Here is a 22013-nt window from a genome sequence, read left to right as displayed (position 1 = left end):
CTCTAATAGAGTTAGTTATCTAAAAATCCGTGCAAATTTACGAATTAATGCTTAATTAAGAATGAATTTAGAGCAACTTTTTTATTTGTATTCATTACAAATAAGATATTTGCTTTAGGGCATAGATTTTGATTATCTTTACACAACACACAATTTTAATGATGGATAAGAACATTTTCAACCTTTTATTACTCGTATTATTGCCTTTAATTTCAGCTTCACAAGTGGCAGAAGAAGTTGTTCCTCCTGATTTTATTAAAACAATTACGTTTAAAAGTAATACAACCCAAGGGCAACTGCCAATTTTAAAACTTGGAGAATCATTATTGTTAGAATTTGATGCATTAACAGGCAACGAAGAAGACTTCTACTACGTTATTGAGCATTTTAATTTTGATTGGACTCCTTCTAACTTAGTAAAATCTGAATATTTAAAAGGTTTAGACAACCAAAGAATCTTAACCTATGACAATTCTTTTAATACGTATCAAATTTATTCGCATTATAATTTAAGTATACCAAACGCTCAAACGCGTGCCCTACTTAAAAGTGGAAATTATATGATCTCTATATATGATGATTATGACGAACTCATGTTTAGCCGAAAATTTATGATTTATGAAGATTTAGCTAACGTTGGTGTAAAAGTAAAACGCTCTAGAGATGTAAAAGCTATTGCAGAAAAACAGTCTGTAGACTTGGTGATTACCACTAACGGCATGAATCTTAACAACCCTTTAGAAACTATTAAAGCCTTAATCATTCAGAATAACAACCTCAATACAGCTATTTCAAACTTAAAACCACAGTATACATTAGGCAACGAACTTATTTATCGCTATGATACTGAATCTGCATTTTGGGGAGGAAACGAATATATATTCTTCGAAAACAAAGATATTAGAGCGGCCAATATTGGTGTACAATTTATTGATTTGCAAGAACTATATCACAACTACCTATACACCAACATATCCCGAAAAAACAGACCATATACATACAATCCTGACATTAATGGTAATTTTTTAGTTACAGTTGTAGATAGAGATAATCCAGATATTGAAGCTGATTACGCTATGATTCACTTTTCATTACAACATAACGAACTAATAGACCAAGATGTACATGTTTATGGTAATTTCAATGCTTTTGCCATAGAACCTTTAACAAAAATGAAATATAATCCAGAAAGTAATCGCTATGAAGCAGTCATAGAGTTAAAACAAGGTTTTTATAACTACAAGTTTGTCGCTGTCGATAAAAAAACAGGCGAATTAGACGAAGGAGCTATAAGTGGCAACTTTTGGGAAACAGAAAATAATTACAAAGTTTTGGTTTATTACAAAGATTTAGGATCACGTTATGATCGCTTAATTGGTTTTGGAGAAGCTACTTCTTTAGATATTTCTAATTAAATTCAATCTCTAGAAACCTCTAATTCAATATCCTTAAAACTAGTTATCATTGTCTATTCCAAATTTAAAAGCTATAATTATTACCAATTTGTTAAATTTATGACCACTTAACCGAATAATCATGCTTCATTCAAAAATTATATTACTTTAGCATAGAATAATTATTAAATCTATGGTACAACAAGTTACAAGTGGAATTAAAATTTCTGTAGAAACCAATTTTGAGGGAACATTTTATAAAAATTATAAAGTGCATTTTGCTTTTGGCTATAAAGTAACTATTGAAAACCAAAGCAAAAATTCTGTACAATTAAACTCTAGACATTGGAGAATTCTAGATGCTTTAAATAACGAAGAAATTATTGAAGGAGAAGGTGTCATTGGTAAAAAGCCTGTATTAAGACCTGGAGAATCGCATACCTATAATTCTGGGTGTTTATTAACATCTCCGTTTGGAGCTATGCAAGGACACTATAACATGATCAATCTTTCTAAAACTAATAAATTTAAGGTTTATATTCCTTCTTTTAAACTAAGCGCTCCGTTTGCTCTCAATTAAGCTACTCTAGAATTTCATTTTTCATTTTTATTAGTGTTTTTATTTTACATAGACTATAACGATAATTTTTTGTAGAAGACAATTGTTGTAATTTATTAAAAACTACAAAGCGCAATACTACACTCCACAAAATGCAAGACTACTCTTAGTTACTAGATAATAAGTGTACCTCTTAACACATCTAAGTCTAACTATTTTAACTTACTATCTACAAAATCTATTTTCTTAGCCTCAAACAACTATAAGGATTGAAAGAAATATTCTCTCATAAAAATTGTACCTTTGCACTTTCAAAATTCAAACTAAAAAAACAAATATATTATGGGAAAAGGATTCTTTAATGTACCAGTAGCAGTTAACGAACCTGTTATGTCTTACGCACCAGGTTCAGCAGAACGCAAAGCTGTTGCTGAAGCTTACAAATCAATGTTTAACTCAAAGGTTGAAGTTCCTATGTACATAAATGGAAAAGACGTTAAAACTGGTAATACCAGAACAATGTCTCCTCCGCACGATCATCAGCATATAGTAGGCGAATATCATTTAGCCGAAAAAAAGCATGTTGAGGAAGCTATTGCTACAGCATTAGAAGCTCGTAAAACTTGGTCACAAATGCCTTGGGAACAACGTGCTGGCATTTTCTTAAAAGCAGCAGAATTAATTGCTGGTCCATATAGAGCAAAAATAAATGCTGCAACTATGATTGCACAGTCTAAAACAATTCATCAAGCTGAGATTGATGCTTCTTGTGAGTTGATTGATTTCTTACGTTTCAATGTTCAGTTTATGACTGATATTTACATGGAACAACCAGAAAGTACTAGTGATGCCTGGAACAGAGTTGAATACAGACCTCTTGAAGGTTTCACTTACGCAGTAACACCTTTTAACTTTACAGCTATTGCTGGGAATTTACCTGCTTGTATGGCACTAATGGGTAATGTAGTCGTTTGGAAACCTAGTGACAGCCAAGTATATTCTGCAAAAGTAATTATGGACATTTTTGAAGAAGCAGGTGTACCAGCTGGTGTAATTAATGTTGTATTTGGAGATCCTGAAATGATTACTGATACTGTGATGGCAAGTCCTGATTTTTCAGGTTTACATTTTACAGGTTCTACTCACGTTTTTAAAGAATTATGGAAACAGATTGGTAATAATATCCACAACTACAAAACCTATCCAAAAATTGTTGGTGAAACAGGTGGAAAAGATTTTATTGTTGCACATAAAACAGCAGACGCAAAACAAGTAGCTACTGCGATTTCTCGTGGTGCTTTTGAATTTCAAGGTCAAAAATGTAGTGCAGCATCTAGAGCGTACATACCAAAAGGTATATGGGCAGATGTAAAAAAATATGTAATAGAAGATTTAAAATCTTTTAAAATGGGCTCTCCAGAAGATATGAGCAACTTTATTACAGCTGTTATTCACGAAGGTTCTTTTGATAAATTAGCTGAATTTATTGATGGTGCCAAAGCAGATAGCGATGCTGAAATCATTGCTGGAGGTAATTATGATAAATCAAAAGGTTATTTTATTGAGCCTACTATAATCGTAACTACAAATCCAAAATATACAACGATGAGTACTGAGTTATTTGGCCCAGTAATGACCATATATGTATATGAAGATGAAGACTTCTCAGAAACTTTAAAACTCGTTGATGAAACAAGTGAATACGCCTTAACAGGAGCAATTATAGCTAAAGACAGATACGCTGTAGAAGAAGCAACTAAAGCACTACAAAATGCAGCTGGTAACTTCTATATTAACGATAAACCAACAGGTGCTGTTGTAGGTCAACAACCTTTTGGAGGAGCTAGAGCTTCTGGAACAAATGATAAAGCTGGTAGTGCTCAAAATTTATTACGTTGGGTGTCACCAAGATTAATAAAAGAAACATTTGTAACTCCAGTAGATTACAGATATCCTTTCTTAGGTTAACAACCTATAATATTCTAATTATAAAATCCTTAGAAGCTTTAATGCTTTTAAGGATTTTTTTTTGCAAAAGTAAAATTTGTATATTGTACGAATACATTCATTTAACCACACGAATTATCCATAATTAATTTTAAAACCAAAGAGCATCATTGAATGAATTCTCAATGTGATCTTTAAAAAATTTTAATACATGAAAAAATATTACCTTTTTATTTTATTAAGCTTACCATTTTTTCTTATTGGTCAAACCAGTATCACTTCTAGTATTTCTCCAGATTTATCTGCATATGGCGAAACTGCTAATCACTCTGGCGAAGGTGAATATCAAATATTTTTAAGTGCTGATAATATTCTGGACAAACCCATTATAGTTGTTGATGGTTTTGATCCAGGTGACACAAGAGACATTAATGGTCTTTACAATTCATTAGACTTTGTAGGAACATCTGGAAGTCAAAATTTAGCGGATTTAGTTAGAGCTGAAGGTTTTGATGTTGTGATTCTAAATTTCCCAACATATGTTAGAGCTGCCGACAATGAAACTATAGACGGAGGTGCTGATTTTATGGAACGTAATGCTATGATTTTAGTAGAGCTAATTAACACCATAAATCTAGATAAAGCAGCCAATAACCCAGAACAAAATGTAATTATTGGCCCGAGTATGGGAGGTATAATTTCTAGATATGCTTTAAATTACATGCAAGCCAACTCAATAGATGCAGATACTAGACTTTATATTTCCTTTGATTCACCTCATCATGGAGCCAACGTACCAATAGGTCTGCAACATCAATTAAACTTTTTAGCATTTAATTCCACAAATGGAGTTACAGAAGTGCAACCCATAATTAATGGTTTATTAAAATCACCTGCGGCTAGACAATTACTAACAGACCATATAGAAGCACATTTATCTGGTGCAGATTTAGTCACTGTAGATCCTGCAATAAAACTACCAACAGCACATCCGTTTAGAACTATATTCGAAGCCAATATTAATGCATTAACACCAAGTGGATTTCCAGAAACCATTCGAAATGTTTCCATCATTAATGGGAGTGGCACTAACAACCCATACTTTGCAATAGGCAATTCTGGACCAACTGTAACAAATGACTACTCAGTTCTAAGTACCACTTTAGATGTACCAGTAGGACCATTTACTGCAAGTATTCTAATGAATGTAAATTTCACTCCAGCAGCTGGAGTTACAAATACTGCTAGTAGTATTTCCATTCAATTATTTGGTGCAGAAATCGATGGCTCCATTGCAGAAAGTGAAGCCTATACATATTCTGATGGTATAGATGCAGCGCCTGGCGGATTATTCGATTTAGGCGGAATAACAGCAGGTATTGGTGGCGCAGGTGGCGTTGGTGGTGATTTTGTAAATGCATTAAATATTGATAAATTCAATTTTATCCCATCTGTTAGTGCATTGGCATTAGAATTTTCTAATGATGAAATTGATTGGCATAGTGCAATAGATCTAACAACATCTCCATTTGTTAACATCTATTTACCAACTGAAAGTGAACCTCACGTACAACTTACACAAGGTAATGTAGATTTTGCTTTAGACGAAATATTAAATCCTCCTTTAAGTATTTCAAATAATGAATTGTTTGCTGTACAATTAGAAAAAAACCCTATAAACAACGAATTGGTTCTCCTTTCAGACACTAACAAGAACACCTATATTAGTATCACTGATATAACAGGAAAAATGGTATACCGTTCTAATTTAAGATTAGATAATAGAACTAAAATTCCATTGAATTTAACTTCTGGATTTTATATTTTAAATATGCTAGGTGAGAACAACTCTACATTTACCACAAAGTTTATTGTGAGTAATTAAACTCAAATATTTAAAGCACAAAAAAACCTGAGTGATAAAATTATCGCTCAGGTTTTTTTCTAAATTTAAAATTCAGAAAACCTTATTCGTAAGATTTATCTTCATTTACATGAGCATGCTGTGAGTTCTTAGCAGTATTATCTGCACCAACTACCATGGCAACAATACTCAAATTTTCCACAACATAATTTGAAGGAAGCGTAATTGTATCTGACCAAATATGCTCAGTTAATTCTGCCGTTACAGGAATTGCATCTCCCAAAACACTAGATAAAGAATTTCTTAATACCTCATTATGTTCAAAATCTGGGATTATATCTCCCATATTATAAAAAGGACTTGTAGTATCATCATTATAATAATTAAATTGATCACTTATAATACCATCTTCTAGTAAATAAACGACTAACTTATCTCCTTGAACTGAGCCTTCCTCATAAACGACATTGACTTGAACTAGCAATTCCCCTTCTTCAACCTCAGAATTTATTGCTATTGCCAAATTAGTATCTAAACCAGCCATACTAGTAACAGCACTATTTGGGTGTGGTGTTGCCCAATCTTCAGTTCTATTTAATCTAGCTGCAGGTAAACCATCTACATTAAAAGCATCTTTTAACAGTTGTACTTGTCCAAAATGCATTGGCTCAGGAAAATTGTTATTTGTTTCATGTATAGCAACAACCGTAATATCATTCGTTTCTTCACTTAATGAATAAATTGCTCCTGCCACTCTTGGACAAAAGCCACACCATGTACCAGTATAATCCTCAACCACAACTTTTCTTTTAGGTATGATAACACTAAACGATTCTGTATTCGTAGTAATTTCTACACCATCTTGCATATAAACACCATACACTTCAAAATCTCCAATGACATCAGATGAAAAAGGTAGTACACTCACAGGTTCGCCATTAACATAAAAAGTAGCATCAGCGGTAACATCTTCACCGTCTTCAGTTATAATTGTAAAAGGTATCTCTTGATTGATTAAGGATGCTTTTCTAACTAGCTTATCAACAACAATCTGGGCAGTTGGCGTGGTTAACGGTACATTCTCTTCCGTTTTACTACAAGCTACACTCATTAGAATAATAAATAATAAAAATAACTTTGGCACTTTTTTTGAAATCATAGCAATTGTATTGTTTTTGCTAAATTAATTAATTTTTACAACAACCCTACATTTGAAAATAATTTAACTAATATTGTGAAACAAAATCTCAAAATTTAATTATGAAAAACCTGATTTTATTTTTTTGCTTAGGTCTATTTAGCCTAACATCTATTGCTCAAAATGACCTTCCTAATGTTGATGTAACATCAATTGATGGTAAAACTGTGACACTAAAAGACGCTACCAATAAAGACGGAATAACAATTATTTCGCTTTGGGCAACTTGGTGTGTACCTTGCTTAAAAGAGCTAGATGCCATTAATGACTTATATGACGAATGGCAAGAAGAAACAGGTGTTGAACTTTTAGCTGTTTCTGTTGATGACAGTAGAACTGTTAAACGCGTAAAATCTATGGTAAATGGTAAAGACTGGGATTACACTGTTTTATTAGATACCAACAATGATCTTAAACGCGCATTAAATGCTTCAAGTATTCCGCTTACAATTCTAGTTAAAAACAACAAAATTGTTTACGAACACTCTGGCTACAGTCCAGGTGCTGAATTAGAATTATATAAAAAAATAAAGGAATTGTCTAAATAATTTAGACTTTAGAACTTACCGCTTACAACTAACAACCACCTTACAATGAAAAAATTAGTTATTCTAGCTACGCTATTATCAAACCTCTACTTTATAAACGCTCAAGAGACTGGCTATTTTTACGGAGGATTAGAATCTAATTCTCAATGGCTTCAAACGGACAAAGGCATTAACTTCTTAGCACCAGAAGATCAATTTAGAGCCAATAATTATATTTTAATGAATTACAATCTTGGTAAGTTTACTGCTGGTGCCCAATATGAGTCTTATTTACCATCTGCCTTATTAGGGTACAGTCCAATATATGATAATCAAAATAATGTTGCTACCTACTACTTTAACTATAAGGACGAAAATTTAGATATAACAGCAGGTTATTTTTATGAACAATTTGGTAGTGGATTAATATTACGATCTTGGGAAGACAGACAATTAGGATTAAATAATGCATTAAAAGGATTAAACATTAGATTTAACGCTACCAAAGACTTAAGCCTTAAAGCAGTCTTTGGAAAACAACGCTATGGTTTTGAGGAATCTGCAGGTACAATTCAAGGTATCGATGCTGATTTAAGTCTTAGTGGAGCTTTAAATATTGAGTCTATTGATATACAATTAGGAGCAAGTTATGTTGGCAGAAACCAAGATACTGAAGGAAACGAAGCATTACCAACTACAGTAGGCGCATATGGAGGTCGTTTAGATTTTATAATTGACAACTTTTACGCAGGTGTTGAAGCGATTATAAAAGATCCAGATGCTATTGCTAATGAAGGTCAATTATCTTCTAATAAATTATATGACGGAACAGCTTTACAAGTCAATGCAGGTTATGCAAAAAAAGGACTAGGTATAAACGCCACCTTTAGACGTTTAGAAAATTTCAGTTTTTTCTCAGACCGTTTTGCTGAAGGAAACATATATAACCAACAAGTTATTAATTATGTACCTGGCCTTACCAAACAACAAGATTATCTTTTAACCAATCTGTACGTTTACAACCCACAATCTAGATTAATCATAGAATCATTTGACCAACGTGCTGGTGAAGTTGGCACACAATTCGATTTGTTTTACTCCTTTAAAAAAGGTAGTACTTTAGGTGGTAAATATGGCACAAAATTAGCCATGAACTTTTCTTATTGGGGAGGATTAGATGCCGAATACAATATTGAAAACCGCTGGTACAAGGCTAAGTTTATAGGTAAAGGTCATCAACTATTTAGAGATTTAAATCTTGAAATAAAAAAGAAATGGTCAAAAAACTGGAGCTCTGCATTTACATACCAAAATGTAATTGTAGATAAAGGAATTGTTGAAGGTGGTCCTTTAGGAAACAAATCTATCTTAGCAAACATTGGTGTTATTGAATCCACTAGAAGATTTGATGATGGTAAAGCTGCGCGTTTTGTTGTACAACATTTATGGAGTGAAGACGATCGTAAAAATTGGGCAGCAGGAGTTATTGAATATAATTTTTCTACACGTCTAGCAGTTTATGCCGCTGATAACTATAATTATGGTGGAGAAAACAAAACTCACTATTACAGTGTTGGAGGAAGTTACAGTAAAGGCAATACTAGATTAGGAATTAACTACGGAAGACAACGAGGTGGCTTGATATGTATAGGCGGCGTTTGTAGATTTGTACCTGAAAACACAGGTCTTAGTGCAAACCTAACGGTTGCCTTTTAAGTTTATCCGAAAAAATAGCATTTAAACGGTATTTAAAATTAAATACCGTTTTTTTTATGCCATATTTTTGTGGCAATTAGTGATTTAGTTATCTTCAAGGCAGAATAATAAATATCAATTAACTTAATTCAACTAACACTATGATTAAAAAAATTACTCTCGCATTTGTGCTTTGTTTTGCTTTTACACAATTTACTATGGCGCAAACTTATTTTTCTGATGATTTCTCTTCTGGAAATCTTGACAGTTGGACTTTAACAGATTCTGACGGAGATAATAATAATTGGTATGTTGCGAATCTTGAAGCTGTACAAGCTGAGCATGCAACGTCAGCCTCTTGGAATCCAGCTACCGGAACCCCTCCAGGGGCATTAAATCCTGACAATTGGATGGTTTCTCCTGCAATAGATTTATCTGGAGCAACAGGTAACGTTTTTCTAGAATGGAAAGCTTACGGACAAGATCAAGCTTGGGCTAACGAAAATTACACTGTCTATGTAGCGACAGCTTCAGATATTGCTACACTTGGCGCTTCTACCACTAACTTCAATGAAGTGATTGGAGCTTCTAATGGTTATCAAAGTCGAAATTTAGAAGTAACTTCTTTTATAGGACAAACTATCTATGTTGCTTTCAGACACCATAACGTTTCAGATCAATTTCGTTTAAATATTGATGATGTTGAGGTTAAAAAATTCAATGATGATGATGCAGCTTTAACAAGTATAAATCTTCCTCGCTATGGTTTAGTTAATACAAACTACCCTTTTGAAATAACAGTTACAAATGAAGGTGGTAATATGCTAACGTCTTTAGATGTAGAATGGACTGATGGTTCAACAACAAACTCTGCTACAATAACCACTAATATTGCTGGCGGAGCAACTGCAACAGTTTCTCATCCTGATATGGTAAATTACAGTAGCTCTGTTGCAGTAGATATTTCAGCTACAATAACAGGTATTAATGGTGGAGCTGATACTAACATGACTAATAATTCTCAAACGGTTCAATTTAATACTATGACACAGGCTGGTACAAAAGCTGTATTTATAGAAGAAGCTACAGGTACATGGTGTGGTTGGTGTCCAAGGGGTAGTGTTGGTTTAGATTATATGACCTCAACATATCCTAATAATGTTGTTGGAGTTGCTGTCCACAATGCAGACCCAATGTCAGTAACTGCATATGACAATGGTATTACTGCTTTAACTGGAGGTGGCTGGCCTAATGCTACCGTTGATCGTAAAATCAACGGTGTAGACCCAGGACAAACATCTTTATTAGGTGCTTATAACATTCAAGTTACAGAAGTAGTCCCTGTAGATTTATCATCTGGAGCAACACAATCAGGTAATACTTTAACTATTTCTGCTAATGCAAATTTCTATACAGCATTTAGTTCTGCAAACTTTAGGTTAGGTGTTATCATATCAGAAGATGGTGTTACTGGAACAGGAGATGGAACTAATACTAATCAACTAGATTATGACCAAGTAAATTATTACGCTGGAGGTGGAGAAGGCGCTATGGGAGGTTACGAAGGTTACGGAAACCCTGTTCCTGCTACTCAGATGGTATATAACCACGTAGGTCGTGCTTTACTTGGTGGATTCAATGGTCAAGCAGGATCTGTCCCAAATGTTATCAATGGTGGAGATATTGTATCCTATGACTTCACATATAATATTCCTTTAACAAGTGATGTTAACAATATGCATATTATTGTAGTATTAATAGATGCTGTTGATGGTAGTATTGTAAGCGCTAAACAAAGCAGTGTTACTCAAGCTTTAAGCGTTGAAGAAGTATCAGGAATCTCTACAATAAAACTATATCCGAATCCTACAACAGACAAACTTAATATTGCTTTTCAAGCTGGAAATGGTGATTACAATATCACTGTTACAGATATGTTAGGAAGAACTGTAATTAATAAAAATTACGAAGGCCTATTCGGTAATCAAACTATAGAGTTACCAGTGTCTCAATTAAATGCTGGTCATTATATAATGAACATTAATGATGGAAATGCTTTATACAGTTCAAAATTTGTAGTGAGTAAGTAACACAACGTATTACTATGATATTAAGGGAGGTACTTCAAAAAAGGCTTCCCTTTTTTATTAATTATAAAAAACCTTATCTTTGAAAAGACATTTTTTAATATTAAAATTCACAAAATAAAACACTATGAAAAAAACATTACTTTTTATGGGCTTAATTTTAGCCTCTTTTGCAGCAAATGCTCAATTTGAAGTTAGAGATAAAAGCGACGATAGTATTGTAACAGAAGGGCAAACTATCAATTTTTCTGATGCAGGTTGTGATTATCTTGATCCGTGTAATTGGAAATTTAAAGTTACAAACACTTCTAGTGAAGCTATTTACATGAGAATTTTTGTAGACAACCTAGTTGGCACAGATGGTTCTAATTTTCAACTTTGTTTTGCCGGTGTATGTTTAAATAATATCGCTTTAAACAGTGGTTATCCAAGCACTGCAGCTATGATTGCACCTGGAACAACTAATAGTGCAGGAAATAATTTTTGGAATCAAAATGCAATTGACACATCAACTGCAATGAGTTGGACATTTAGATTTCAAGCTTTTGATGTTAATGGCAATACTTTAGGTACACCTTTAAATGTAACTTATAATTACACTCCTGCTTTAAGTATTGATGATTCACAACTTTCGACTTTAGAAGTTTATCCAACAAGTGTAAAAAACGAACTAAGCGTAAATTCTACAGAAGATCTAACGGTTGACTTTTTCGACCTTTTAGGAAGAAATGTAAAACAAGCAAACATTGTTTCTGGTGGAGATAAAATTAATATTTCAGACTTATCTGCTCAACCATACATTGTTCGTTTTACTAACGAAGAAGGTGAATCTACTACTAAAAAAATAGTTAAGCAATAAATCATTTGACTTTCTATCATAAAAAAAGCCGTCGCAATACTTATTGTGACGGCTTTTTTTTATGACTAATAAATCTATAACTAGACTTTATATTTTAGTGGTAGATGAATTACTTTTTTAGTTTCAAAAAAAGGTTCTTCAAAATAATCTGAAAGTAAAAAAGCTTTTACAGTTTTATACTGCTTTAACTCTTCTGTTAAATCTCCTCCTTTTAAATACAAGATGCCATTTTTTAATTCGTTTTTCTGAGTTCTCGCAGTTTTACCTTTTACCCAAGTTGTAAACTCTGGCATGGTGGTAACAGCTCTACTAACAATAAAATCGAAAGTTTCATCAATAGCCTCTACTCTGCTATGAGTTGTTTTTACATTAGTGAGTTCAATGGCTTCACAAACAGCATTAATAACTTTTAATTTTTTATTAATACTATCTACCAAATGAAATTGACATTGTGGATACAAAATAGCCAATGGTACTCCAGGAAATCCTCCTCCTGTACCAACGTCTAAAATTGAAGAGCCATCAGTAAAATTCATAACTTTTGCAATCCCTAAAGAATGCAAAACATGTTTTAAATAGAGTTCATCTATATCCTTACGAGAAATTACATTGATTTTGCTATTCCAATCTTTATATAATTCTTCTAAAGCTTCAAATTGTTGAATTTGAGTCTCAGTTAAATCTGGGAAGTATTTTAGGATTAATTCCATGGCTAAAAAGTTTGAACAAAAATACTTAAATTTAAGCTGTATAATTTAACCTTAATCGATAATGGTTGCTTTTTATTTATTAACTATCTTTGTAATGTTGTAATGAATTAAAATCCCTTACGTTATAACAATAAATAATACATATTCTAATGGCACAACAAACAGTAAAATTCTCTAGAACAGATTCAGCAAAATTCTTTAGAACCCTAAACAAACGCGTTAACAACTACTTTAAAGAAAATAACATCAAAAAAACAGGCAACTGGAAACTATACATAAAGGCTGTAGTAATGTTTACATTGTTACTTGGTCCGTTAATAGTATTGTTAACAGTAGACAATCTACCTGTTTGGTTACAAGTTATATCTATGATGGTTATTGGTATTGGTATGGCTGGAGTAGGTATGAATGTTATGCACGATGCTAACCATGGCTCTTTTTCTAGTAAAAAATGGGTAAATAAACTTATGGGAAGTAGCATACACATATTAGCTGGTAACGATTATAACTGGAAAGTACAACACAATGTGTTACATCATACTTACACCAATATCCAAGGACATGATGAAGATATTGATGCAGGAAGAATTATCCGTTTTTCTAAACATGCTAAATGGTTAAAAATCCACAAATACCAAAAATATTATGCCTTTTTATTATATGGTTTATTAACTGTAAACTGGGCAATTACCACAGATTTTAAACAAACCTACCAATACCTTAAAAGAAAATTATCTTACGGTGATTTCCCTAATCCTGCGACGCAATGGACTAAGCTAATTATTGGAAAAATAATATACTATACGATTTGGGTTGTATTACCTTTAATGTTAGGTTATACGTGGTGGCAAGTATTAATTGGGTTTCTAATTATGCACTATACGGCTGGTATGATTTTAAGTGTTGTTTTTCAATTAGCACATGTAATGCCTAATACAGAAATGCCATTACCAGATGAAAATGGAAACATGAAAAACACTTGGGCAATTCACCAACTGTTTACTACATCGAACTTCTCACCAAAGAGCTGGATTGTTGAATTTTATACAGGAGGCTTAAATAGACAAGTTGAACACCATTTGTTTTCAAACATTAGCCATGTTCATTATAAAAATATAGCAAAAATAGTAAGAGAAACTGCTCATGAATTTAGTCTACCATATAATGAGTACAACTCAATGTGGACAGCTATTACAGAGCATTATCAGCAATTAAAACAATTAGGACAAAAGCCAAGCATGGCTTAGTACATTTCCCAGAATAAAAACAACACAATCACATGAATCAACTTTCGGATAGAATTAACAAGCTAGCTACATCAGCAACGCTTGCTATGGCTGCAAAAGCTAGAGAACTCCGTGCAGAAGGCAAAGATATAATCGGATTAAGTTTGGGTGAACCAGATTTTAATACTCCAGATTTTATTAAGGAGGCTGCTATTGAGGCCATTAACCAAAATTATAATAGCTATACTCCTGTTGATGGTTATGTTGAATTGAAAGAAGCCATTATAAAAAAATTTAAACGCGACAATAACCTTAGCTATACCTTACCACAAATAGTCGTTTCTACAGGCGCTAAACAAGCCTTAGCTAATATTGCTGCTGTAATGTTAAACCCTGGAGACGAAGTTATTTTACCTTGCCCTTATTGGGTGAGTTATAGCGATATTGTTCAATTAAGTGATGGCGTTCCTGTAGAAGTGCAAACATCTATTGATAACGATTTTAAAATGACAGCAGAACAACTGGAAGCTGCCATAACACCAAAAACCAAAATGATTTGGTACAGCTCACCATGTAACCCAAGTGGTTCTGTGTATAGCAAAGCTGAATTAAGAGCATTAGCAGATGTTTTACAAAAACACCCTAATATTTATGTAGTTTCAGATGAAATTTACGAACATATCAATTTTAAAGGTGGTCATTTTAGTATGGCTGAATTTGATGACATGTACGATAGAACGATTACTGTGAATGGCGTATCTAAAGCTTTTGCTATGACAGGTTGGAGAATTGGATACATTGGCGGACCAGATTGGATTGCTAGAGCCTGCAATAAGATGCAAGGACAAATTACTAGTGGTGCAAACTGTATTGCACAACGTGCTACAATTACAGCATTAGAAGCAGATCCATCTAGCATAAAGTATATGGTTGATGAATTTAAAGAAAGACGTCAACTTATTTTGAATTTATTAAGTGATATTGAAGGTTTTAAAACTAATGAACCTGAAGGAGCGTTTTACGTATTCCCTAATATTTCTTATTATTTTGGAAAAACTATAAAAGGAAAAACTATAAATAATGCCTCTGATTTTTCTTTATTCTTACTTGAAGAAGCTTTAGTTGCAACGGTTACGGGAGAAGCTTTTGGAAACAAAGATTGTATAAGAATTTCTTATGCTGCTTCTCAAGACGACATTAAAGAAGCGATTAAACGTATTAAGACTGCATTGAGTTAAAAAAATATTTTATCGTTTTAGAAAAAAAACCTTTCAAGTTATTAAAACTCGAAAGGTTTTTTTATTGAGTTAAAAGATATAAAAGCAAACCACCTGATATAATAAAAAAGGCTACGGTTGTTTTTAACCAAATCATTTGATTTTCCTTTTTCAACTTATTCTTTATTTCTAATAAATATTCTGGCGTTGCTTCAGGAAAACTATATTTAACTTTTCTACATTTATTATAGCCACCAAGTGTTTTTCTAAATCGTTTAGATTTATCAAGCATAATGCTCTTGTTACTTTTCACAGTACTAATCATTGATTCTCCTAGTGGCATAATTTACAATTTAGATTGTTCTAAGAAATTAATAAGTTAACAATTCCGTTATTCCTTTTGCAGATTGCAAAAACACATATACTAGTCCCATAAACAGAATTGCTGTTAGTGCAATAACTTTTAACATTCTAACCTTACGTTCTTCTTTCAATCGCTTTCTAATTTGATTAAGCTGCTTGGTTGTTGCTTTTGGCAAATTATATTCCGTTTTTTCTTCGCGATTAAAACCACCCAGTCTATTTTTCAATCTATCACGTTTAGAAAGTAAATTCAAGTTATTTCTAACACTTGTATTCATTGCACTTGCAGACATAGTTTCTAAGGTTTAAAGGATGAAAACAAAATAGCATTTATGTAAAATTTATAATGCTATGATAGCTATAAAAGGCACACATTAGTGTATCAGTTGAACGTTACGAATATTAATACGCTATTTTAAAACAAAGCGATTAAAGCTATGGCAAAAACAGATAATTTTAAGATTGCAGCTGTATGATTTACCATATTAAATTGCGAAGCTTTTAAACGCTGTTTAATTCCGAATATAGATTTTGAAGATGAGTTGCTAAAGCTATTCTTCACAACAGATTTGTAATTAGAATTTAATAAGCCTTGAGTTGTAAAATGATTAACCTCAATGGGTTCTGGTACAAATTCTAATTGATGATTGATTACTAATTCCATGATTGATGATTTTAATTGGTTATACAAATAAGACGTAAAACCATTACAAATGTTACACCTTGTTTGTTCAGAAACAACAAAACTAAATTTTAAAAATCACGAAAATATTAATGAGAATATAGGCTAGATATAAATTTAAAATACTTAAAAAAAATTCTAGAATTATTTTTTTTCTTTAACTAATACATAGATAAAAAGTCCAAATCCTATAGTTTTAAATATTAAAATTAATGGATTAAACTTTAAATCATTTATAAAAAGCAGAACAGAACCTACAATTATAAATATTGCTGCTAATAATTTAGTTTTATTTACAACCATACCTTTATAACAATTATCGGTTCCTCCAGAAAAAAGGAGTTAATAAAATCAAAACGGTAAACAATTCTAATCGTCCTATAAGCATTAAAAAGGAAGCCCACCATTTACCTAAAGGAGGTAAAGCAGAATAATTATTTACTGGTCCGAAATCACCAAAAGCAGGCCCTACATTTCCTAAACTCGATGCAGAAAGACCAATAGCCGAAGTAAAATCCATATTGAACATAGAAAATACTAGGGCACCTACAATAAACGATAGCATATATAAGATAAAGAAACCAAGAACATTGAATACAATATCTTTAGAAACTGATTTGCCGTTGTAACGTACAGGCAGAATAGCATTGGGATGCAAAGCACGTTTAAATTCAATAAAACTATTCTTAATTAAAATCAATTGACGCATCACTTTTACACCACCAGAAGTACTACCAGCGGAACCACCTAAAAACATCATTCCGAAAAAGAATACAGTTAAAAACGGAGTCCACAATGTATAATCCGCAGTCACAAAACCAGTTGTAGTAATAACGCTTAACACTTGGAACAATGCATGTCTTATCGCACTCTCTCCTTCACCTAACACCATTGGATGATCTATAGAAGAAATTGACACGTCTGCCTTAAAATAGATTAAAGCTGCTGCAATTATAGTAAAGACTGCGATAAATTTAAAATACAATTTAAACTCTTCGTCTTCTAAAATCTTAGAAACCTTACCTTTAAACAAGTAATAGCTTAATACAAAATTTGTACCGGCTAAAAACATAAAAAATATAATGATGTATTGTATTGCAGGATTATCATTCCAATAAGCCACACTTGCATTTTTAGTAGAAAAACCACCCGTTGACAAGGTACTTAAAGCATGATTAATGGCATCAAAAAATGACATACCTGCTAGTTGTAATAGAATAGTTTCAGCAACAGTGTAACCAACATAAATTAACCATAATCGTTTTGCCGTATCTGTAATCCTTGGATGCAACTTATCACCTCCAGGACCCGGAGCTTCAGCTGCAAATAATTGCATACCACCAACACCTAATAAAGGTAGGATAGCGATCGCCAATACAATAATTCCCATACCACCAATCCAATGGGTTGTACTCCTCCAAAATAAAACTCCTTCTGGTATAACTTCAATATCGTTTAAAATACTAGCACCTGTTGTCGTATAACCAGACATCGTTTCAAAAAAAGCATCTGTAAAAGACGGAATAGCTTCAGTGACTACATAAGGCAATGTGCCAGAAAGTGACATCACTATCCAACCAAAAGCAACCACAATGTAACCTTCGCGTTTATTCATTTCCTTGCGATGGTCCTTGGTTCTATACATTGCAAATGCACCTAACAAAAGAGTTGTAAGACCAGCTAATAATAATTCTAAGGTTACACCATCACTATAAATAAGACTGATTAATGTTGAGATAAGTATAAAGCCACCATTAAACAATAGTAGTAATCCAAAAAAATGAAAGATGATTTTATAATTGAGTTTTATACGAGACATAATTTCTGTTTCAATTAAGAGAAAAATGTTTCTACTTCAGAAATAGATCGCGGCAAACAACAAACAACCACGCGATCTCCTGCTTCTATTTTAAAGCTTCCTAATGGAATTAATCCATTTCCATCTCTAATTATACCTCCAAAAATGGCCGATTTCGGGAATTTTAAATCCTTAATTAACTTATTTGTAATTTTAGATTTAGGTTTTACCACAAACTCTAATAGCTCAGCATTCATATTTGTAAGCTTAGTCATTGCAACAACCTCACCTTTTCTTATGTACCTAAAGATATTATTTGCTGCTAAAAGCTTTTTATTAATTAAAGTATCAATACCTATAGATTGGGACAATTGATAATAGTCCATATTCTCCACTAAAGCAATAGTTTTTCTAACACCTTTAGATTTAGCTAAGAGACAAGACATAATGTTAGTTTCAGAATTACCTGTAACAGCAATAAAAGCATCCATATCAGAAATATTTTCTTCTTCCAATATATCCACATTTCTACCATCACCAAAAATTACTAAAGCATTTGGTAAATCCTCTGCTAAATCCTCTGCAACGTTTCGTTTACTTTCTATAATTTTTACATTAAACTTATTATCACAAAGATCTTTAGCTGTCTTATACCCTATTTGACTTCCACCAAGTATCATTACATCTTTGATTTCGGCTTTCACTTTTCCGGATAAATCAAACAATTCTTGATCACCACCTTCACAAGTCATAAAAACAACTTTATCACCTTCTTTAAAAATAGTATCGCCTCTTGGGATTATAGTATATTGGGTCCCTAAACGTTGAATTGCTATTGGAATAAAATGTAATTCAGGATATATTTCTGCAGCTTCTTTTACTGTCTTATCTACAAAAGTTGCTGTTCTAGACAAACGTAAACCTAACATGGTTAACGCACCTTCTTCAAACTGATAAGTATCGTTAAAACCACCATATTGATTTAATAATAATTCTATTTCAGAGGCTGCTAAAGATTCAGGAGAAATAAGCTCGTCTATACCAAATTTCGAAAACCCTACAGTTTCTTTATTATCAATAAATTCGGTATTAGATATTCGAGCAATAGTCTTTCTAGCACCTAATTGTTTTGCTAAAACACAAGCTGTAATATTTGTAGTTTCAGAAGACGTTACTGCAATAAAAAGCGCTGCTTTATCAATCCTTGCATCTCTTAAGATAGCAATGGATGTTGCATCTCCTTTTATAGTCCTAATATCCAAGTGCTCACCTGCATACGCTAAACTATCTTTTTTTGTGTCTATTAAAGTGATTTCTTGAGACTCGTAAGACAACAGTTTTGCCAAATGAAATCCAACCTCACCTGCACCTGCTATAATTATTTTCATTTTATATACTTGAAATAAAGGTGCAAATATACTTATAAGTTACAAGTTAATATGTGCCTAAAGTATTTTACTTTATATGAATAACTAAAAATTACAAATTATTAAGTATCTAGTGCATAAAGCAATATAACTACAAATGATGTTTAAACTCTATTTGTAATTTTACATTTAATATTCCTTCTCTAATTTTATTTGCTTTTTTCTTAAAAATGAAGACCATGGTAATCTAAACTTTAAATACTTACATCTTTATGAACTTATAACTAATCCGTATATTTGCCAAAAATTTTTATGGCTGAAAAAGTAAATCCATATAAGGACAGTGACCAATCTAAAAAGGTTCAGGTTACAAAAATGTTCGACACCATTTCTAATGAATATGATGGTCTAAATCGAGTAATATCATTTGGAATTGATGTAAAATGGAGAGAAAAGGTTGTGAAGTTGGTTGCTAAAACCAATCCTGAAAACATCTTAGACATTGCTACAGGAACAGGTGATTTGGCTATTAACTTAGTTTCTACTAATGCTAAAGAAATCATTGGCTTAGACATTAGTGATGGCATGTTAGAAGTTGGTCGTAAAAAAATTAAGGCAAGCCATCTAGACAATATCATCTCTATGGTTATTGGCGATTCTGAAGATTTGCCTTTTGAAGATAATACGTTTGATGCAATAACCGTATCCTTTGGTGTTCGTAATTTTGAAAACCTCGAAAAAGGACTTGCCGAAATTCTAAGAGTACTAAAACCGAATGGTATATTTGTTATTCTTGAAACTTCAGTGCCTACAAATCCATTTTTTAAAGCAGGATACAATTTCCACACAAAACTAATTATGCCTACTATAGGAAAACTGTTTTCTAAAGATAAAGTGGCTTATACTTATTTAAGCGAATCAGCATCTGTTTTTCCTTATGGTGAAGCATTAAACAATATTTTATCGAAAATTGGGTTTATAAATGTGAAACATGATCCACAAACTATGGGAGTGGCTACAATTTACACAGCATCTAAAGCATAATATGAAGCAAATATTTGTCCTTTTAGTATTTTTAATAGCATTTCAAAGCTCATCTGCTCAACTTTTTACAAAAGAAAAAGTAGCAAATAACCCAGACAACATTGATCAAAAGTTTTTGTCTTGGGGCTATTTTATTGGCTTTAACCAATATGATTTTAATTTCGATTATAATGAAGATCTAAAAGATATACTTGTACAAAAATCATTTGGGTTTCATTTAGGTCTTGTGGGTGATATGCGAATTAATGATTATCTCAATTTAAGACTAGAGCCAGGAGTATTCTTTACTACTAGAAATTTAGAGTATGATGAAAGTTATTTTGAAGGCATGGAATATAATGACTCTGATTTACTAAGAGAAGTAAAATCAACTTATGTACATATTCCATTATTACTAAAGGTTTCTACCAAGCGTATTAACAATTTTAAACCTTTTATTATTGGTGGTATTTCAACGGCACTCAACCTTTCGAGCAATCAAGACAACCCAAATGATAATAGTTCTGGTGAATTTAGAATGTCTAAAAACACATATTTCTACGAAATAGGATTTGGGATTGATATGTACCTACTCTATTTTAAATTTACGCCTTCTATAAGAGGAGTTTTTGCCATGAATGATGAGTTAATTAGAGATGTTGATCCAAATAGCCCATGGACAGGTAACGTATCTAAAATGCAAACTAGAGGTGTGTTTATCAATTTTACTTTTCAATAGAACGCCGTTTAAATTCGCTTAATAGTATTGCAGTTGCATTGGCAACATTTAAACTCTCCGTCTTTTTAATTTTACCAAATTGAGGAATGGTCACCTTTCTGGTTACTTGGTCTTCAATACTCTCAGAAATTCCATTGGCTTCATTACCTAAAACAATAACACCTTCATTTGGCAACTCTGAAGTATAGATATTTTCTCCATCTAGAAATGCTCCAAAAACAGTTGTTTTTTGAGTTTTTAAATAGGCATTCAAATCTAAATACTGCACATTTATACGGGTTAAAGATCCCATTGTTGCCTGTACTACTTTTGCATTATAGCAATCTACCGTATTAAGACTACAAATTAAATCTGTAATACCGTACCAATCGCAAAGTCTAATTATGGTTCCTAAATTCCCTGGATCTCTAACATCGTCTAAAGCCACAATTAAACCACTTGTTTGCGTGTTTTTTTGATCAGGTATCTCAAAAATTGCTAATCCTGTATTCGGGTTTTTTAATGCTGATATTTTTTTTAATTCAGCCTCTGAAATTTCTATTACTAATTCATCGGGAGCATCAAAAATTGGCTGTGTTGTATAAAGGTTTTTTAACCTATAATTTGAATTTAAAAACTCAGAAATCCCCTTTATACCTTCAACAACAAACATGCCTTCCTGTTGTCTACCTTTTTTTTGACCTAAACTTTTAATTAACTTTATTTGATTCTTTGATAACATAAAATGTCTTTACATTTGTTTAGACGTTACACCTAAA

At 32.4% G+C, this 22013-nt stretch carries 20 protein-coding genes; 12 read left to right on the top strand and 8 right to left on the bottom strand.

What is annotated here, in order from left to right:
* The first annotated feature begins 161 nt into the window (after positions 1-161).
* The 4 genes from DFQ10_RS04395 to DFQ10_RS04380 all read left to right on the top strand — a co-directional run bounded on the left by DFQ10_RS04395 (position 162) and on the right by DFQ10_RS04380 (position 5785).
* The gene (locus DFQ10_RS04395) at positions 162-1415 is read left to right on the top strand and encodes a type IX secretion system plug protein (protein ID WP_115816150.1); all 1254 of its coding nucleotides are present in this window, start codon (positions 162-164) and stop codon (positions 1413-1415) included.
* Between the two features lie 172 nt (positions 1416-1587).
* Positions 1588-1974, top strand: coding sequence for a Co2+/Mg2+ efflux protein ApaG (gene apaG / locus DFQ10_RS04390; RefSeq protein WP_115816149.1), 387 nt, complete (start codon positions 1588-1590; stop codon positions 1972-1974).
* Positions 1975-2295: 321 nt separating this feature from the next.
* A complete protein-coding gene (gene pruA / locus DFQ10_RS04385; protein WP_115816148.1) occupies positions 2296-3921 on the top strand; it encodes an L-glutamate gamma-semialdehyde dehydrogenase in 1626 nt (541 codons plus the stop codon).
* A 190-nt stretch (positions 3922-4111) separates the two neighbouring features.
* A complete protein-coding gene (locus tag DFQ10_RS04380) occupies positions 4112-5785 on the top strand; it encodes a T9SS type A sorting domain-containing protein (RefSeq protein ID WP_115816147.1) in 1674 nt (557 codons plus the stop codon).
* 82 nt (positions 5786-5867) lie between these two features.
* Here the strand turns inward: DFQ10_RS04380 and DFQ10_RS04375 are convergent, their stop codons facing one another.
* Positions 5868-6923, bottom strand: a complete 1056-nt coding sequence (locus DFQ10_RS04375; RefSeq protein ID WP_115816146.1) for an Omp28-related outer membrane protein — start codon at positions 6921-6923, stop codon at positions 5868-5870.
* Between the two features lie 101 nt (positions 6924-7024).
* Here DFQ10_RS04375 and DFQ10_RS04370 point away from each other — a divergent pair, with 101 nt between their 5' ends.
* The 4 genes from DFQ10_RS04370 to DFQ10_RS04355 all read left to right on the top strand — a co-directional run bounded on the left by DFQ10_RS04370 (position 7025) and on the right by DFQ10_RS04355 (position 12130).
* Positions 7025-7510, top strand: a complete 486-nt coding sequence (locus DFQ10_RS04370; RefSeq protein WP_115816145.1) for a TlpA family protein disulfide reductase — start codon at positions 7025-7027, stop codon at positions 7508-7510.
* A 45-nt stretch (positions 7511-7555) separates the two neighbouring features.
* Positions 7556-9205 carry a DUF6029 family protein gene (locus DFQ10_RS04365; RefSeq protein ID WP_115816144.1) on the top strand — a complete coding sequence of 550 codons (1650 nt, stop codon included), beginning with the start codon at positions 7556-7558 and terminating at the stop codon, positions 9203-9205.
* A 140-nt stretch (positions 9206-9345) separates the two neighbouring features.
* A complete protein-coding gene (locus DFQ10_RS04360; RefSeq protein WP_115816143.1) occupies positions 9346-11274 on the top strand; it encodes a T9SS-dependent choice-of-anchor J family protein in 1929 nt (642 codons plus the stop codon).
* A 124-nt stretch (positions 11275-11398) separates the two neighbouring features.
* Entirely contained in the window at positions 11399-12130 is a 732-nt protein-coding gene (locus tag DFQ10_RS04355; RefSeq protein WP_115816142.1) for a T9SS type A sorting domain-containing protein, read from the top strand.
* A gap of 80 nt (positions 12131-12210) precedes the next feature.
* Here DFQ10_RS04355 and rsmG read toward each other — a convergent pair whose 3' ends face one another.
* Positions 12211-12840, bottom strand: coding sequence for a 16S rRNA (guanine(527)-N(7))-methyltransferase RsmG (rsmG, locus tag DFQ10_RS04350; RefSeq protein WP_115816141.1), 630 nt, complete (start codon positions 12838-12840; stop codon positions 12211-12213).
* A 149-nt stretch (positions 12841-12989) separates the two neighbouring features.
* Here rsmG and DFQ10_RS04345 point away from each other — a divergent pair, with 149 nt between their 5' ends.
* Both DFQ10_RS04345 and DFQ10_RS04340 read left to right on the top strand, forming a co-directional pair.
* Complete coding sequence (locus DFQ10_RS04345) at positions 12990-14087, top strand: fatty acid desaturase family protein (RefSeq protein WP_115816140.1); 1098 nt, start codon at positions 12990-12992, stop codon at positions 14085-14087.
* 32 nt (positions 14088-14119) lie between these two features.
* A complete protein-coding gene (locus DFQ10_RS04340) occupies positions 14120-15304 on the top strand; it encodes a pyridoxal phosphate-dependent aminotransferase (protein WP_115816139.1) in 1185 nt (394 codons plus the stop codon).
* Between the two features lie 61 nt (positions 15305-15365).
* On the opposite strand, the gene DFQ10_RS04335 is transcribed toward DFQ10_RS04340, so the two are convergent.
* The 5 genes from DFQ10_RS04335 to trkA form a co-directional block, all read right to left on the bottom strand.
* Positions 15366-15626 carry a hypothetical protein gene (locus tag DFQ10_RS04335; protein ID WP_115816138.1) on the bottom strand — a complete coding sequence of 87 codons (261 nt, stop codon included), beginning with the start codon at positions 15624-15626 and terminating at the stop codon, positions 15366-15368.
* 28 nt (positions 15627-15654) lie between these two features.
* Entirely contained in the window at positions 15655-15873 is a 219-nt protein-coding gene (locus DFQ10_RS04330) for a hypothetical protein (RefSeq protein ID WP_147299173.1), read from the bottom strand.
* Between the two features lie 188 nt (positions 15874-16061).
* Entirely contained in the window at positions 16062-16310 is a 249-nt protein-coding gene (locus tag DFQ10_RS04325; protein WP_115816136.1) for a hypothetical protein, read from the bottom strand.
* A 334-nt stretch (positions 16311-16644) separates the two neighbouring features.
* Positions 16645-18147 carry a TrkH family potassium uptake protein gene (locus DFQ10_RS04320; protein ID WP_115816135.1) on the bottom strand — a complete coding sequence of 501 codons (1503 nt, stop codon included), beginning with the start codon at positions 18145-18147 and terminating at the stop codon, positions 16645-16647.
* A gap of 14 nt (positions 18148-18161) precedes the next feature.
* Positions 18162-19514 carry a Trk system potassium transporter TrkA gene (gene trkA / locus DFQ10_RS04315; RefSeq protein ID WP_115816134.1) on the bottom strand — a complete coding sequence of 451 codons (1353 nt, stop codon included), beginning with the start codon at positions 19512-19514 and terminating at the stop codon, positions 18162-18164.
* A gap of 291 nt (positions 19515-19805) precedes the next feature.
* On the opposite strand from trkA, the gene ubiE reads away from it, so the two are divergent.
* Together ubiE and porT are read left to right on the top strand one after the other, a co-directional pair.
* On the top strand, positions 19806-20537 hold the full coding sequence (ubiE, locus tag DFQ10_RS04310) for a bifunctional demethylmenaquinone methyltransferase/2-methoxy-6-polyprenyl-1,4-benzoquinol methylase UbiE (RefSeq protein ID WP_115816133.1): 732 nt from the start codon (positions 19806-19808) through the stop codon (positions 20535-20537).
* 1 nt (position 20538) lies between these two features.
* The gene (gene porT / locus DFQ10_RS04305; RefSeq protein WP_115816132.1) at positions 20539-21255 is read left to right on the top strand and encodes a type IX secretion/gliding motility protein PorT/SprT; all 717 of its coding nucleotides are present in this window, start codon (positions 20539-20541) and stop codon (positions 21253-21255) included.
* On the opposite strand, the gene DFQ10_RS04300 is transcribed toward porT, so the two are convergent.
* Positions 21242-21976 (bottom strand): TrmH family RNA methyltransferase, encoded by a 735-nt coding sequence (locus DFQ10_RS04300; protein ID WP_115816131.1) that lies wholly within the window; start codon positions 21974-21976, stop codon positions 21242-21244. The genes porT and DFQ10_RS04300 overlap by 14 nt on opposite strands.
* Between the last annotated feature and the right edge of the window lie 37 nt (positions 21977-22013).

It is taken from the genome of Winogradskyella eximia (assembly GCF_003386165.1).
Lineage (GTDB): Bacteria > Bacteroidota > Bacteroidia > Flavobacteriales > Flavobacteriaceae > Winogradskyella > Winogradskyella eximia.
This window is presented reverse-complemented; position numbering and strand designations above follow the sequence as displayed.

What these genes read in the sequence shown, in the direction of transcription:
- DFQ10_RS04395 (WP_115816150.1), top strand. Translation starts at nt 162, where the DNA reads ATGGATAAGAACATTTTCAACCTTTTATTACTCGTATTATTGCCTTTA.
- apaG (WP_115816149.1), top strand. Translation starts at nt 1,588, where the DNA reads ATGGTACAACAAGTTACAAGTGGAATTAAAATTTCTGTAGAAACCAAT.
- pruA (WP_115816148.1), top strand. Translation starts at nt 2,296, where the DNA reads ATGGGAAAAGGATTCTTTAATGTACCAGTAGCAGTTAACGAACCTGTT.
- DFQ10_RS04380 (WP_115816147.1), top strand. Translation starts at nt 4,112, where the DNA reads ATGAAAAAATATTACCTTTTTATTTTATTAAGCTTACCATTTTTTCTT.
- DFQ10_RS04375 (WP_115816146.1), bottom strand. Translation starts at nt 6,923, where the DNA reads ATGATTTCAAAAAAAGTGCCAAAGTTATTTTTATTATTTATTATTCTA.
- DFQ10_RS04370 (WP_115816145.1), top strand. Translation starts at nt 7,025, where the DNA reads ATGAAAAACCTGATTTTATTTTTTTGCTTAGGTCTATTTAGCCTAACA.
- DFQ10_RS04365 (WP_115816144.1), top strand. Translation starts at nt 7,556, where the DNA reads ATGAAAAAATTAGTTATTCTAGCTACGCTATTATCAAACCTCTACTTT.
- DFQ10_RS04360 (WP_115816143.1), top strand. Translation starts at nt 9,346, where the DNA reads ATGATTAAAAAAATTACTCTCGCATTTGTGCTTTGTTTTGCTTTTACA.
- DFQ10_RS04355 (WP_115816142.1), top strand. Translation starts at nt 11,399, where the DNA reads ATGAAAAAAACATTACTTTTTATGGGCTTAATTTTAGCCTCTTTTGCA.
- rsmG (WP_115816141.1), bottom strand. Translation starts at nt 12,840, where the DNA reads ATGGAATTAATCCTAAAATACTTCCCAGATTTAACTGAGACTCAAATT.
- DFQ10_RS04345 (WP_115816140.1), top strand. Translation starts at nt 12,990, where the DNA reads ATGGCACAACAAACAGTAAAATTCTCTAGAACAGATTCAGCAAAATTC.
- DFQ10_RS04340 (WP_115816139.1), top strand. Translation starts at nt 14,120, where the DNA reads ATGAATCAACTTTCGGATAGAATTAACAAGCTAGCTACATCAGCAACG.
- DFQ10_RS04335 (WP_115816138.1), bottom strand. Translation starts at nt 15,626, where the DNA reads ATGCCACTAGGAGAATCAATGATTAGTACTGTGAAAAGTAACAAGAGC.
- DFQ10_RS04325 (WP_115816136.1), bottom strand. Translation starts at nt 16,310, where the DNA reads ATGGAATTAGTAATCAATCATCAATTAGAATTTGTACCAGAACCCATT.
- DFQ10_RS04320 (WP_115816135.1), bottom strand. Translation starts at nt 18,147, where the DNA reads ATGTCTCGTATAAAACTCAATTATAAAATCATCTTTCATTTTTTTGGA.
- trkA (WP_115816134.1), bottom strand. Translation starts at nt 19,514, where the DNA reads ATGAAAATAATTATAGCAGGTGCAGGTGAGGTTGGATTTCATTTGGCA.
- ubiE (WP_115816133.1), top strand. Translation starts at nt 19,806, where the DNA reads ATGGCTGAAAAAGTAAATCCATATAAGGACAGTGACCAATCTAAAAAG.
- porT (WP_115816132.1), top strand. Translation starts at nt 20,539, where the DNA reads ATGAAGCAAATATTTGTCCTTTTAGTATTTTTAATAGCATTTCAAAGC.
- DFQ10_RS04300 (WP_115816131.1), bottom strand. Translation starts at nt 21,976, where the DNA reads ATGTTATCAAAGAATCAAATAAAGTTAATTAAAAGTTTAGGTCAAAAA.